Raw genomic sequence first — 13,461 nt, 5'->3', positions numbered from 1 at the left:
TCCGGTTCTATTGGGTGCAAAGGTGGGCACTTTTGGCGCGTGGCAGGACATTTACCGATCATCGGGTCCCGGACTGCCCCAGGTTCCGCTACAATGCGCGCCGATTTCGACCTGCCTGAGAGCCCGCCCATGTCCGTCTGCCAGACTCCTATCATCGTCGCCCTGGATTACCCCACCCGTGACGCCGCCCTGAAGTTGGCCGATCAACTGGACCCCAAGCTGTGTCGGGTCAAGGTCGGCAAGGAGTTGTTCACCAGCTGCGCCGCAGAAATCGTCGGCACCTTGCGCGACAAGGGGTTCGAGGTGTTTCTCGACCTGAAATTCCACGACATTCCCAACACCACGGCGATGGCGGTCAAGGCTGCGGCGGAAATGGGTGTGTGGATGGTCAATGTTCACTGCTCGGGTGGATTGCGCATGATGGCTGCGTGCCGTGACGTGCTGGACCAGCGCAGCGGGCCGAAGCCGTTGTTGATCGGGGTTACCGTGCTGACCAGCATGGAGCGTGAGGATCTGGCAGGTATCGGTCTGGACGTCGAGCCTCAGGTTCAGGTGTTGCGCCTGGCGGCATTGGCCGAGAAGGCCGGTCTGGACGGTTTGGTCTGTTCGGCCCTGGAGGCCCAGGCGTTGAAGGCCGCGCACCCGTCGCTGCAACTGGTGACACCAGGGATCCGCCCAGCCGGTAGCGCCCAGGATGACCAGCGGCGGATTCTGACGCCACGTCAGGCCCTGGATGCCGGTTCGGATTACCTGGTGATTGGTCGCCCGATCAGCCAGGCTGCCGATCCGGCCCAGGCCCTGGCGTCGGTCGTCGCCGAACTGGCCTAAGCCTGAAGCCAGCGTCTACAGACCTGTAGGCGCTGGCTTGCTTGGCAAATCTGCGGTCAAACCTTCAGCACCAGCTTGCCGAAATTCTCCCCGCTGAACAATTTCATCAGCATCTCGGGGAAGTTTTCCAGCCCTTCGACGATATCTTCCTTGCTCTTGAGCTGGCCCTTGGCTAGCCAGCCGGCTATTTCCTGCCCGGCCGCCGGGTACTGGGCGATGTAGTCCATCACCACAAAGCCTTCCATTCGGGCGCGGTTGACCAGCAGCGCCAGGTAATTGGCCGGACCCTTGACTGCTTCCTTGTTGTTGTACTGGCTGATTGCCCCGCAGATCACCACCCGCGCTTTCAGTGCCAGGCGGCTGAGCACGGCGTCGAGGATCTCGCCGCCGACATTATCGAAATACACATCGACGCCTTTGGGGCATTCGCGCTTGAGCCCGGCCTGGACATCTTCGCTCTTGTAGTCGATGGCGCCGTCGAAGCCCAGTTCTTCGATCAGGAAGCGGCATTTTTCCTGGCCGCCCGCGATGCCGACCACGCGGCAGCCTTTGAGCTTGGCAATCTGCCCGGCGATGCTGCCCACCGCACCTGCGGCGCCGGAAACTACCACGGTGTCCCCCGGCTTGGGCGCGCCGATGTCGAGTAACGCGAAGTAGGCGGTCATTCCCGTCATGCCCAGCACTGAAAGGTAGCGCGGCAGTGGCGCCAGTTGCGGATCTACCTTGTAGAAACCGTGTGGCGCGCCGAGGTAGTAATCCTGGACGCCCAGGGCGCCGTTCACGTAGTCGCCGACAGCGTACCCGGGATGGTTCGAAGCGATGACCTGGCCCACACCGAGGGCGCGCATCACATCGCCAATGCCGACGGGCGGTATATAGGACTTGCCTTCGTTCATCCAGCCACGCATGGCGGGGTCGAGGGAAAGGAACTGGTTCTTCACCAGGATTTGCCCGTCCGCCGGCTCACCCACGGCGACTTCCTGATAGGTAAAGGTGTCGCGGGTCGCAGGTCCCACAGGGCGTTTGGCAAGCAGGAACTGGCGGTTGGTCTGGGTGGTCATGGCTGGCACTCGGGTGGTGGCAAAGCTTAGTTGATAGACCCTTGCAGGCATTCCGGCAAGCGGCGCAAGGCTGGCGAATAAAGTCGGATCGATTGTGGTGATGGTCACTCCGGGCCCTTTATCACCTGGGTGCATAAGCCCCTAACCGGCTCTTGGATAGTGCTGCCGGGAGGACGGTGGCTCTGGCTAGACTGCGGCCAGGCGATAAGCACGCAACCTTTGAGGACTGAATCATGAGCATGGTGTTTTCCGGCCAGGTGGCCTTGGTAACGGGCGCGGCGGCAGGTATTGGGCGCGCCACGGCCCTGGCGTTCGCCGCCGAAGGTTTGAAGGTGGTGGTGGCCGACTTGGATGTGGCGGGTGGCGAAGGTACGGCGATGTTGATTCGTGAAGCGGGAGGCGATGCGCTTTTCGTACCGTGCAACGTCACTCGTGAGGCCGACGTCCAGCAGTTGATGGCGCGCACGCTCGAGGCATACGGACGCCTGGACTATGCCTTCAACAATGCCGGGATCGAAATCGAACAGGGTCGGCTGGCCGAGGGCAGTGTCGATGAGTTTGACGCCATCATGGGCGTCAACGTCAAGGGCGTCTGGCTGTGCATGAAGTATCAATTGCCGCTGCTGCTGGCCCAGGGTGGCGGGGCCATCGTCAATACCGCTTCCGTGGCCGGCCTGGGCGCGGCACCGAAGATGAGTATCTACAGTGCGTCCAAGCATGCAGTGATCGGCCTGACCAAATCGGCGGCTATCGAGTACGCGAAGAAGAAAATTCGCGTCAATGCGGTATGCCCGGCAGTGATCGATACCGATATGTTCCGACGCGCCTATGAGGCTGATCCGAAAAAGGCCGAGTATGCCGCCGCCATGCACCCTGTCGGACGCATCGGCAAGGTCGAGGAGATTGCCAGTGCCGTGCTCTATCTGTGCAGCGATGGGGCCGCGTTCACGACCGGCCATGCACTGGCGGTGGATGGTGGGGTCACGGCGATCTAGGTCGCGGCCCGGCGGTCCGTCGTGGCTGGGGCTGGAGGATCGACCTTGACCGTTCTGAAAGCGACCTCAACGTAGCTTTTTGCCATTATTGGCGCCACCCAGGCTTGTGCTGTGGGGGATGGCATTGCGACTCTGCACCAATATTGAATGGCCTTTACTGGCATATGGCATTCGGATAGGGGCGCAGTGCAATGATATCGGCCATGCAAGGACGTTTCGCCAACCTCGGTATGGCGAAGAAGCTGGGTGTCGGGTTTGCCCTGGTGTTGCTGTTGACGCTCTGGGTGGCGGCCATCGGGGTCTGGTCGCTGCAGACCATCAGCCAGCGTGTCGACGGCCTCAAGCAGATGTCCACACTGAATGGCGGCCTGCTCAAGCTGCGCCTGATAGAAAAGGACTACGCCCTGCATGGCGATACTGAAAGCGCCGATGCCCTGCGCCAAGGGGTTGCGGGCTTGCAGGTGCTGGCAGTGGAGCTCAAGGCGCAGTCAGTGGAAAATGCGCCGATCATGGTCGATGTCGAGCAGGCGCTGGGGGCTTATCGGCAAGCCTTCGACGAATTCGTCGAACTGAGTCAGACCAAGGAGCTGGCGCTGGAGATGGCCAGTTGGTCGGTGTCCAGCGTGGCCAATAATCTCGATGTATTGCAAGCCGGCCTGGCAGATGATGGTGCCTATACGCTCAAGGACAGTCAGGGGCGCGAAGGGGCCGAGTTTATCGAGCAGGCCAACCAGGTCAGCCAGGTTTCACGCTTGATGCTCCAGGCTATGAACGAGGCGCGGGTGCGCCTGGATCAGAGCCGCAAGGGCGATGACAGCCAGAGTCAGGGGCGGATCGAGCAGGCGGCGCAGGCCCTGGCCCAGGCGGAGCAATTGAAAACGACGATCAAGGATGCCGGGTACCAGACGGTGCTTAACGAGGTTACCGGCCATATCGCCAGCTTCAGTGAAAAGCTCGCCGAGTACACCGATCTGCTTGAGCGGGAGAAACAGGTCTATCGGCAGTTGCATGAGCGTGCTAACCAGGTGACTGAGCGTGTCGATCAGGCCTATGCCGCCGAAGATGCTGCCATGCAGGCGGAACTCAAGCACAACGCCCTATTGATTCTCGGCTCTTCGGCCCTGGCCTTGCTGGTCGGTCTGATTGCCGCCTGGTTGATTACCCGATTGATCGTCGGCCCGTTGCGCAGCGTGATTCGCGTAGCCGAGCAGATCGCCGCTGGCGACTTGACCGGGCGGGTGGAGGTTGAGCGGCGTGATGAGATCGGCCAACTGATGCGCGCCATGCAGCAGATGAGTTCGGGACTGAGCGGGATCGTCAGTGGTTTGCAGGCGAGCATCGAGCAGTTGGCGAGCTCGGCTCATTCGTTGTCGGCAGTGACCGAACAGACCCATAAAGAGGTCAGCAGCCAGAAGGAGGAGACCGAGCAGGTTGCGACCGCAATGAACCAGATGACCGCGACTGTGCACGACGTTGCGCGCAATGCCGAGGAAGCTGCCCAGGCGGCCCAGGCCGCTGATGGCAAGGTTGACAGCGGTCAGGTGGTGGTGCGCCAGAGCATGCAGCGTATCGAGCTGCTGGCGGACTCGGCGCAGTCGGCCAGCCAGAGTATCGGCAGCCTCAGCACACAGATCCAGAACATTGGTTCGGTGCTGGAGGTGATCAAGAGTGTGGCGGAGCAGACCAATCTGCTGGCGCTCAATGCGGCCATCGAAGCAGCGCGGGCTGGTGAGCAGGGGCGTGGTTTTGCCGTGGTCGCCGACGAGGTGCGGGCGTTGGCCCGACGTACCCAGCAGTCGACCGGAGAGATCGAGCAACTGGTCAGCGCATTGCGCCTGGCCGCGCAGTCGTCGGTGCGGCAGATCCAGGACAGTGGCGAGTTGGTCAAGCTGGCGGTCAGCGATGCGCTACAGACCGAAAGTGCGCTGGGCAGCATTGCCGTAGCGGTGTCGCAGATCCAGCAGATGAATCAGCAGATCGCTGCGGCAGCGGAGCAGCAGAGCTCGGTGGCCGAGGAAATCAATCGCAGTGTGACCAGCATCCGTGCCAGTGCCGATCAATCAGCGTTGGCGATGCAGGGCAATACCAGGTCCAGTCTGGAACTGGCGCAGTTGGGGGCGCAGTTGAAAGGGATGGTGGGGCATTTTCGCTTGAATTGATCCGGCTGGCCCAAAGCGTTCGGTAGGCGGGGGGCGCGCCTACCGAACAGCGGGTGTTAAAGGTCAGCCTTTACGCCAGTTGAGGATCATCAACGTCAGCACACCCGCGACAATTCCCCAGAAGGCCGAGCCCACCGAGAACAGGGTGAAGCCTGAAGCTGTGACCATGAACGTGATCAACGCCGCTTCGCGCTCCTTGGGTTCGTTCATCGCCACGCTCAGGCCGTTGATGATCGAGCCGAACAAGGCCAGGGCGGCAATCGACAGCACCAGCTCCTTGGGCAGTGCGGCAAACAAGGCGGCCAGGGTCGCGCCAAAGGTCCCGGCAATCAGATAGAAGATTCCGCACCAGACGGCTGCGGTGTAGCGCTTGGCCGGGTCTTCGTGGGCATGCGACCCGGTGCAGATGGCGGCACTGATTGCCGCCAGGTTGATGCCGTGGGAGCCGAACGGTGCCAGCAGCAGCGAGGCGATCCCCGTGGTGCTGATCAGCGGCGAGGCCGGGACGTTATAGCCGTCGGCGCGCAACACGGCGATGCCGGGCATGTTCTGCGAGGTCATGGCGACCACGAACAGCGGAATGCCGATACTGATGGTGGCGGCCAGGGAAAACGACGGTGTGGTCCAGACCGGTGTTGCCACTTCCAGGCTGAAACTGCTGAAGTCGAGCAGGCCCAGCATGCCGGACAGCGCGGTGCCGATCAGCAGCGCGCCGAGCACCGCATAGCGGGGCGAGAGGCGCTTGACGATCAGGTAGGTGAAAAACATCCCGAGTACCAGCCCGGTGCGATGCTGCGCGGCGACGAAAATTTCGCTGCCGATCTTGAACAGGATCCCGGCCAGCAGAGCGGCCGCCAGGGAGGAGGGCAAGCGCTTGACCAGGCGTTCGAAGCTGCCGGTCAGGCCGCAGATGGTCACCAGGACAGCGCAGGTGATGTAGGCACCAATGGCTTCGCCGTAACTCACGCCGGCCAGGCTGGTAATCAGCAGGGCTGCGCCAGGGGTCGACCAGGCGATGGTAATGGGGGTGCGATAGCGCAGCGACAAACCGATGCTGCAGATGCCCATGCCGATCGACAGGGCCCAGATCCACGATGAAATCTGACCGCTGGTCAGTCCGGCGGCCTGGCCAGCCTGGAACATCAGGACGAGGGAACTGGTGTAGCCGGTCATCATCGCGATAAAACCGGCGACGACAGCGGCAGGCGAGGTGTCGGCCAACGGGCGCAGGCGCGTTTGGGTGGCGTGGGTCATAGGGCTTCCTTGTTCTGGGTGCAGGCGGGGCAGCCATCAAGATTAATCGCAAAATACCCTGTTTATTGCGGTACAGCCGGCGCAGCAATTGACCGTACAGTCGTTTCGCCATCAAGCTTTGTGTACAATGTGTGCTGTTTTTTTGCGATATTTGCTTGCGGCCGGCCCGGCCGTACTAAAGTTACGGTCTCTTCGCCGCCGTCCTTCGACCCGAGTGCCCATGAACGAACAGCTGCAACCCCTCAAGAAACAACCGCGAGCAGGCAAAGCCGGCCGCAGCGGAACCCAGGACGATATGGTCTATGCGCATATCTTCGAGGCCATCCTCGAACAACGCCTGGCCCCCGGTACCAAGTTGAGTGAGGAAGCGCTGGGCGAAATCTTCGGTGTCAGCCGTACGATCATTCGGCGCGCCTTGTCCCGCCTGGCCCATGAAAGCGTGGTGCTGCTACGACCCAACCGCGGCGCAGTAGTGGCCAGCCCGAGTGTCGAAGAGGCGCGTCAGGTGTTTTTCTCCCGGCGTCTGGTCGAAAAGGCAATCACCGAACTGGCGGTCGAGCATGCCACGGCCGAGCAACTGGCCGAGTTGCGGCAGATGGTCAACGAGGAACGCGAGAGCTTTTCCCGAGGGGATCGCGGGGCGGGTATCCGGCTTTCCGGCGAGTTCCACCTGAAGTTGGCCGAAGCGGCCAAAAATGCCCCGCTGATCAATTTCCAGCGCAGCCTGGTGTCGCAGACTTCGCTGATCATCGCCCAGTACGAAAGCGGTAACCGCTCGCACTGTTCCTACGATGAGCATACCCAACTGATCGATGCTATCGAGGCTCGCAATGCCCCTCTGGCCGTCAGCCTGATGATGCACCACATGGACCATATCGACAGCAAGCTCAACCTCGAAGAGGAAGGGGCTTCCGACGATCTGCATGCAGTCTTTTCACATCTGCTGCAGACCAAGAAGCCTGGACGTTCCAGCGCCAAGCTCTAAGCCGTCCAGACAAAGCCCGCAGCCCGTCGATCGAGGGGCTGCGGGCTTTTTTTATCGCTGGTGGACGAGGTTGCCGGCGGCATAGGTTTGCAGCACGGTCCGGTCATCGCCCAGGGTCATCAGGACAAACAGGACCTCGGCAATATGCTTGGCCTGTTGCAGGCGATAGCTGAGCAGTGGCGTGGCGTGATAATCGAGTACCAGGAAGTCGGCATCGCTGCCCGGACGCAGGTCGCCGATCCGTTCTTCCAGGCGCAACGCCCGGGCGCCGCCCAGGGTCGCCAGGTACAACGACTTGAACGGGCTTAGCCGTGCGCCCTGCAACTGCATGACCTTGTACGCCTCGTTCAGCGTTTGCAGGATCGAGAAGCTGGTGCCGCCACCGACATCCGTGCCCACGCCCACATTCAACTTGTGCTTCTCGGCCATGGGCAGATTGAACAGGCCGCTGCCAAGGAAGAAGTTCGAGGTCGGACAGAACGACACCGCCGAGCCGGTTTCGGCCAGGCGCGCGCATTCGTCGTCGCACAGGTGCACGCCGTGGGCGAAGACCGAGCGCTCGCCCAGCAACTGATAGTGATCGTAGACGTCCAGGTAGCCCTTGCGCTCCGGGAACAGCTCCTTGACCCAGGCGATTTCCTGCAGGTTCTCGCTGATATGGGTCTGCATGTACAGGTCCGGGTATTCGCCCAGCAATTGCCCGGCCAGGGTCAGTTGTTCCGGGGTACTGGTCGGCGCGAAACGCGGGGTGACCGCATAGTGCAGGCGACCCTTGCCGTGCCAGCGCTCGATCAGCGCCTTGCTCTCGGCGTAGCCCGATTGCGCGGTGTCGGTCAGGTAGTCCGGGGCGTTGCGGTCCATCATCACCTTGCCGGCGATCATGCGCAGGTCAAGGCGCTCGGCCACTTCGAAAAACGCATTGACCGACTGTGGGTGCACGCTGCCAAAGACCAGCGCGGTGGTGGTGCCGTTGCGCAGCAGCTCCTTGACGAAAATATCGGCGACCTCGGCCGCATGCTCCGGGTCGGCGAACTGGCTTTCGCAGGGGAAGGTGTAGGTGTTGAGCCAGTCCAGCAGTTGCTCGCCATAGGCGCCGACCATGCCGGTCTGTGGCAGGTGGATATGGGTGTCGATAAAGCCTGGGGTAATCAGTGCATCCGGGTAATGGAGGATGTCGATATCGGCCGCCAGGGTCGGTAGCAGTTCGCTGGCATGGCCCAGGGCGCTGATTTTGCCCTGGTCGACGACCAGAAGGCCGTCCTCGAAGTATTCATAGGAGGCGTCGATACCGACTTCGGCCGGGTCGGCGACGCTGTGCAGAATGGCGGCACGGTAGGCTTTGCGGGTTGATGGCATGGTGTCCTCAAGGAGTGGCTTGGCTGCGACGCGAGGCCGGCAGCAGTTTGGCAATGGGTTCGGCGCGGTGGGTGGCCTGGCCGAAATGGGCGTTGTAGGTGGCGATGATTTCGCCGGCAATGGAGATGGCGATTTCCACGGGCAGCTTGCCCTTGACCTCGGCCAGCCCCATCGGGCAACGCATGCGTTGCAGTACGCTATTGTCGACGCCGCGATCACGCAGGCGATGGTCGAATTTCATGCGCTTGGTCTTCGAACCGATCAGGCCGAAGTAGGCGAAGTCGTTACGCTTGAGGATCGCCGCACTGAGTTCCAGATCCAGGGGGTGATTATGGGTCATGACGATGTAATAACACCCTGTCGGCAGGTGATCGATTTCCTCCACCGGTTCTTCGCTGACAATCCGGCGTACGCCCCGGGGGATCCGGCTGGGGAATTCCTGCTCGCGTGAGTCGATCCAACTGATCCGGCACGGCAGGCTGGCCAGCAGGGGCACCAGTGCCCGGCCGACATGCCCGGCGCCGAACACGGCGATATGCGCCTGGACCTGGCCCATGGGTTCGAACAGCAGGACCGTCGCCCCGCCACAGCACTGGCCGAGGCTGGCCCCCAGGCTGAAACGCTCCAGATGAGTGTCCTGGCGCCCGCTGACGAGCATCTCCCGGGCGATCTGCATGGCCTTGAATTCCAGATGCCCGCCACCGATGGTGTCGTAGCTATGGCTCGCGCTGACGACCATTTTCGAACCGGCATTGCGCGGTGTGGAGCCGAGCTCTTCGATGATGGTCACCAGTACGCAGGGTTCGCCCTGGTCCTGCAGGTCGGCGAGGGCGCTGATCCAGTTGTTCATATGCGGTCTCCGGATAAAACTCGCGAGCAGGCTCGCTCCTACAGGTCAGGATGACGCCAGTTCCTGGGCGGCAACAGCGGACGTGGCGGCCTTGGCCTGGCGCATCTGTTCGCAACCCCAGAGCACCCGCTCCGGCGTGGCCGGGGCATCGATGTGCGGTTGCAGCCGATAGTCGGCCAGGCTCGCCACGGCATCCTTGATGGCGCACCAGGCGGCAATGCCCAGCATAAAGGGGGGTTCGCCAACGGCCTTGGAATGGAACACCGTGTCCTCGGGGTTCTTGCGGTTTTCCACCAGCCGGACCCGCAGATCCAGGGGCATATCAGCCACTGCCGGAATCTTGTAGCTGGCCGGGCCGTTGGTCATCAGCTTGCCCTTGGCGTTCCATACCAGTTCTTCCATGGTCAGCCAGCCCATGCCCTGGATAAAGCCGCCCTCCACCTGGCCGATATCGATGGCCGGGTTCAGCGAGGCGCCGACGTCATGGAGGATATCGGTGCGCAGCATTTTGTATTCGCCGGTCAGGGTGTCGACCAGCACTTCGGCGCAGGCGGCTCCGAAGGCGAAGTAGTAGAACGGCCGGCCCCGGGCCTGGCTGCGGTCGTAATAGATTTTCGGGGTTTTGTAGAAGCCGGTGCTCGACAGCGAGACCTGGGCGAAATAGGCCTGCTGGATCAGCGCCTCGAATGTCAGGATCTGCTCGCGGACGCGCACGTGGCCGCTGCGAAACTCAACGTCTTCCTCGCTGACCCGGTACTGCTTCGCGGCAAACTCGACCAGGCGCTGCTTGATGATCTCGGCGGCGTTCTGCGCCGCCTTGCCATTGAGGTCCGCACCGCTGGAAGCCGCGGTGGGCGAGGTGTTGGGCACTTTGTCGGTGTTGGTCGCGGTGATCTGTACCCGGTCGATCTCGACCTGGAACACCTCGGCGACCACTTGCGCGACCTTGGTGTTCAGACCCTGGCCCATTTCGGTGCCGCCGTGGTTGAGGTGGATGCTGCCGTCGGTATAGACATGCACCAGCGCGCCGGCCTGATTGAGAAAGCTGGCGGTAAAGGAGATGCCGAATTTCACCGGCGTCAGGGCCAGGCCCTTTTTCAGCACCGGGCTGTGGGCGTTGTAGAGCCGGATGCTTTCGCGTCGCTCGGCATACTGGCTGCTGGCTTCGAGCTCGGCGGTCATTTCCTCGAGCATGTTGTGCTCGACCGTCTGGTGGTAGTGAGTGACGTTGCGCTCGGTCTTGCCGTAGTAGTTGGCCTTGCGCACGGCCAGCGGATCGAGGCCCAGGTGGCGGGCAATGCTGTCCATCACCTCTTCGATGGCGACCATGCCCTGGGGGCCGCCGAAGCCGCGATAGGCGGTATTGGACGCGGTGTTGGTCTTGCAGCGATGGCCATTGATGGTGGCATCGCCCAGGTAATAGGCGTTGTCGGCGTGGAACATCGCGCGGTCGACGATGGAGGCCGACAGATCAGGTGAGCACCCGCAGTTGCCCGCCAGTTCCAACTGGATCCCGTGCAGGCGGCCGCGGTCATCGAAACCGACGTCGTACTCGATGTAGAACGGATGGCGCTTGCCGGTCATCAGCATGTCTTCGACCCGTGGCAGGCGCATCTTGGTCGGTTGGCCGGTCAGGCACGCGACCACCGCGCACAGGCAGGCCGGGCTGGCAGCCTGGGTTTCCTTGCCGCCAAAGCCGCCGCCCATGCGGCGCATATCGACGACGATCTTGTTCATCGAGACGTCGAGTACTTCGGCCACCAGTTTCTGCACTTCGGTGGGGTTCTGGGTCGAGCAGTAGACAATCATACCGCCGTCTTCGGTGGGCATCACCGAGGAGATCTGGGTTTCCAGGTAAAAGTGCTCCTGGCCGCCGATATGCAGCGTTCCTTGGAGGCGATGTGCAGCACCGGCCAGGGCGCTGGCCGAGTCGCCGCGCTGATGGGTATGGCTGTCGAGCACGAAATGGCGTTTGCGCAGGGCTTCGACCACATCCAGTACCGGTTCCAGATCCTCGTACTCGATCACGGCCGCCATCGCCGCCAGGCGTGCGGTCGCCAGGTCGCGGGCCGCCACTGCCAGTACCGGCTGGCCGACAAATTCGACTGTATCGATGGCCAGCAACGGATCGCCAGGCAGCAGGGGGCCGATGTCCTTGAGGCCGGGAATGTCTTCATGGGTGATGGCAATGCGGACGCCCTCGAAGGCGTAGCACGGTGCGGTATCGATGCGGATGATCCGCGCATGAGCCCGGTCGGACATTCGCGCATAGACGTGCAACTGATTGGGGAATTCCAGGCGATCATCGATGTACACCGCCTCGCCGGCCACATGCTTGTCGGCACTGTCGTGCCTGACGCTGCGTCCTACCCCGGTGGTCAGGCCCTGGGCGAACAGTACGGCCAGCTCTGCCTGGGTTTTCTCGACGTGATAATGGTTAGACATAAGCGGTCACCCGAGTCTCGATATGCGGTGTTTGCAGCTCGATAAAGTATTTGCGCAGCAGGTTCTGTGCGCTGAGCAAGCGGTATTCCTTGCTGGCCCGAAAATCCGAGAGCGGGGTGAAGTCCTGTGCCAGGGCCTGGCACGCGCGCTCGACCGTGGCCAGGTTCCAGGTGGCGCCCTTGAGTACCTGTTCACAGGTCGAGGCTCGCTTGGGAATGGCTGCCATGCCGCCAAAGGCGATGCGTGCGTCGAGGATCACGCCGTTGTCGAGGCGCAGGTTGAAGGCTGCGCAGACCGCCGAGATATCGTCATCCAGGCGCTTGGAGACCTTGTAGGCGCGGAAGGTCTGCTGGTCGCTGGCGCGGGGCACGATGATTTTTTCAATGAATTCGCTGTCCTGGCGGGCGGTGACCCGGTAGTCGATAAAGTAGTCTTCCAGGGCCAGCAGGCGGGTGGTGTCGCCTTTGCGCAGCAGCAGTTGCGCACCCAGGGCAATCAGCAGCGGTGGTGAGTCACCGATGGGCGAGGCATTGCCGATGTTGCCGCCCAGGGTGCCCTGGTTGCGGATTTGCAGGGAGGCGAACCGCTGCAGCAGTTCGCCAAAGTCCGGGTATTGCGCCTTGAGCACGTCGTAGCAGTCGGAGAGGGGCACCGCCGCGCCGATTTCCAGGCGGTCGTCGAAGTGTTCGATGCGTTTGAGTTCGGCGATATTGCCGACATAAATCATCACCGGCAGGCTGCGGTGCAACTGTGTGACTTCCAGTGCCAGATCGGTGCCGCCAGCCAGCAGCCGGGCCTCTGGATGGGAGCCGTAAAGGTCGGCCAGGTCGGCCACGGTCAGCGGCACCAGGCAACGTTTGTCGCCCGAATTCAACTCGCCGGTTTCCGTGGGGGCAATGGCCTTGAGGCGCGCAATGGTTGCCGCTTCTCCACGGTCAAACTGGTCGGGCGCCGGGTTGCAACACGCCTGCTTGGCGGCGGTGAGGATCGGCCGGTAGCCGGTGCAACGGCATAGATTGCCGGCCAGGGCTTCGTGGGCCTTGTGCGGATCGGCGGTGTCGTCGTTTTTCTGCAGGGCGAACAGCGACATCACAAAGCCTGGGGTGCAGAAGCCGCATTGCGAGCCATGGCATTCGACCATGGCCTGCTGCACGCTGTGCAATTGGCCCTGGTGCTTGAGGTCTTCGACGCTGATCAACTGCTTGCCGTGTAGCGAAGCCACGAAGGTCAGGCAGGAGTTGAGGCTGCGATAACGCAGTTGCGCATGGTCGCTGTCGTCGTGGTGCAACTCGGCGACGACCACCGTGCAGGCGCCGCAGTCACCACTGGCGCAGCCCTCCTTGGTCCCGGGTTTACCCAGGTGCTCGCGCAGGTACTCGAGCACCGTCAGATTGGGGTCCAGGGCGTGCTCGCTACGGAGTTCCTGGTTGAGTAGAAACTGGATCACGGAAGGCCTCGCAGACTCATTATTGTTGTTGGGCGATAAGCGCAGAATCTAGAGCGGTCTGACTTTTTGGTCAATAAAATT

General features: G+C 62.1%; 10 protein-coding genes and 1 pseudogene. 5 read left to right on the top strand and 6 right to left on the bottom strand.

The features are described 5' to 3' along the window. The first annotated feature begins 129 nt into the window (after positions 1-129). Complete coding sequence (pyrF, locus tag NPS46_RS20185; protein WP_274110255.1) at positions 130-828, top strand: orotidine-5'-phosphate decarboxylase; 699 nt, start codon at positions 130-132, stop codon at positions 826-828. A gap of 56 nt (positions 829-884) precedes the next feature. On the opposite strand, the gene NPS46_RS20180 is transcribed toward pyrF, so the two are convergent. Then, positions 885-1,889, bottom strand: a complete 1,005-nt coding sequence (locus NPS46_RS20180; RefSeq protein WP_274110252.1) for an NADP-dependent oxidoreductase — start codon at positions 1,887-1,889, stop codon at positions 885-887. Between the two features lie 233 nt (positions 1,890-2,122). Here NPS46_RS20180 and NPS46_RS20175 point away from each other — a divergent pair, with 233 nt between their 5' ends. The 3 genes and pseudogenes from NPS46_RS20175 (at position 2,123) to NPS46_RS25455 (ending at position 5,043) form a co-directional block, all read left to right on the top strand. After that, positions 2,123-2,884 carry an SDR family oxidoreductase gene (locus NPS46_RS20175; protein WP_274110251.1) on the top strand — a complete coding sequence of 254 codons (762 nt, stop codon included), beginning with the start codon at positions 2,123-2,125 and terminating at the stop codon, positions 2,882-2,884. Positions 2,885-3,075: 191 nt separating this feature from the next. Continuing rightward, positions 3,076-4,179: pseudogene (locus tag NPS46_RS25460) on the top strand (HAMP domain-containing protein); the annotation flags it as partial. After that, complete coding sequence (locus tag NPS46_RS25455; protein ID WP_425312771.1) at positions 4,159-5,043, top strand: methyl-accepting chemotaxis protein; 885 nt, start codon at positions 4,159-4,161, stop codon at positions 5,041-5,043. The pseudogene NPS46_RS25460 and the gene NPS46_RS25455, both read left to right, overlap by 21 nt. 63 nt (positions 5,044-5,106) lie before the next feature. On the opposite strand, the gene NPS46_RS20165 is transcribed toward NPS46_RS25455, so the two are convergent. After that, positions 5,107-6,297 (bottom strand): benzoate/H(+) symporter BenE family transporter, encoded by a 1,191-nt coding sequence (locus NPS46_RS20165; protein ID WP_274110247.1) that lies wholly within the window; start codon positions 6,295-6,297, stop codon positions 5,107-5,109. A 220-nt stretch (positions 6,298-6,517) separates the two neighbouring features. On the opposite strand from NPS46_RS20165, the gene NPS46_RS20160 reads away from it, so the two are divergent. Further along, positions 6,518-7,282, top strand: a complete 765-nt coding sequence (locus NPS46_RS20160) for a GntR family transcriptional regulator (protein WP_274110245.1) — start codon at positions 6,518-6,520, stop codon at positions 7,280-7,282. A gap of 51 nt (positions 7,283-7,333) precedes the next feature. Here the strand turns inward: NPS46_RS20160 and guaD are convergent, their stop codons facing one another. From guaD to xdhA, 4 genes are read right to left on the bottom strand one after another with little or no spacing between them, the layout of a single operon-like run. Then, on the bottom strand, positions 7,334-8,638 hold the full coding sequence (gene guaD, locus NPS46_RS20155) for a guanine deaminase (protein WP_274110243.1): 1,305 nt from the start codon (positions 8,636-8,638) through the stop codon (positions 7,334-7,336). A gap of 7 nt (positions 8,639-8,645) precedes the next feature. Then, positions 8,646-9,488 carry a xanthine dehydrogenase accessory protein XdhC gene (gene xdhC, locus NPS46_RS20150; RefSeq protein WP_274110241.1) on the bottom strand — a complete coding sequence of 281 codons (843 nt, stop codon included), beginning with the start codon at positions 9,486-9,488 and terminating at the stop codon, positions 8,646-8,648. Positions 9,489-9,533: 45 nt separating this feature from the next. Continuing rightward, on the bottom strand, positions 9,534-11,933 hold the full coding sequence (gene xdhB / locus NPS46_RS20145) for a xanthine dehydrogenase molybdopterin binding subunit (RefSeq protein WP_274110239.1): 2,400 nt from the start codon (positions 11,931-11,933) through the stop codon (positions 9,534-9,536). Next, entirely contained in the window at positions 11,926-13,380 is a 1,455-nt protein-coding gene (xdhA, locus tag NPS46_RS20140) for a xanthine dehydrogenase small subunit (RefSeq protein WP_274110237.1), read from the bottom strand. Before xdhA ends, xdhB begins: the two co-directional genes overlap by 8 nt. Positions 13,381-13,461: the final 81 nt, after the last annotated feature.

The organism is Pseudomonas putida, from assembly GCF_028682395.1.
GTDB classification, from domain to species: domain Bacteria; phylum Pseudomonadota; class Gammaproteobacteria; order Pseudomonadales; family Pseudomonadaceae; genus Aquipseudomonas; species Aquipseudomonas putida_AB.
The sequence above is the reverse complement of the archived record's forward strand: the minus strand, read 5'-3'. Positions and strand labels throughout refer to the sequence as shown.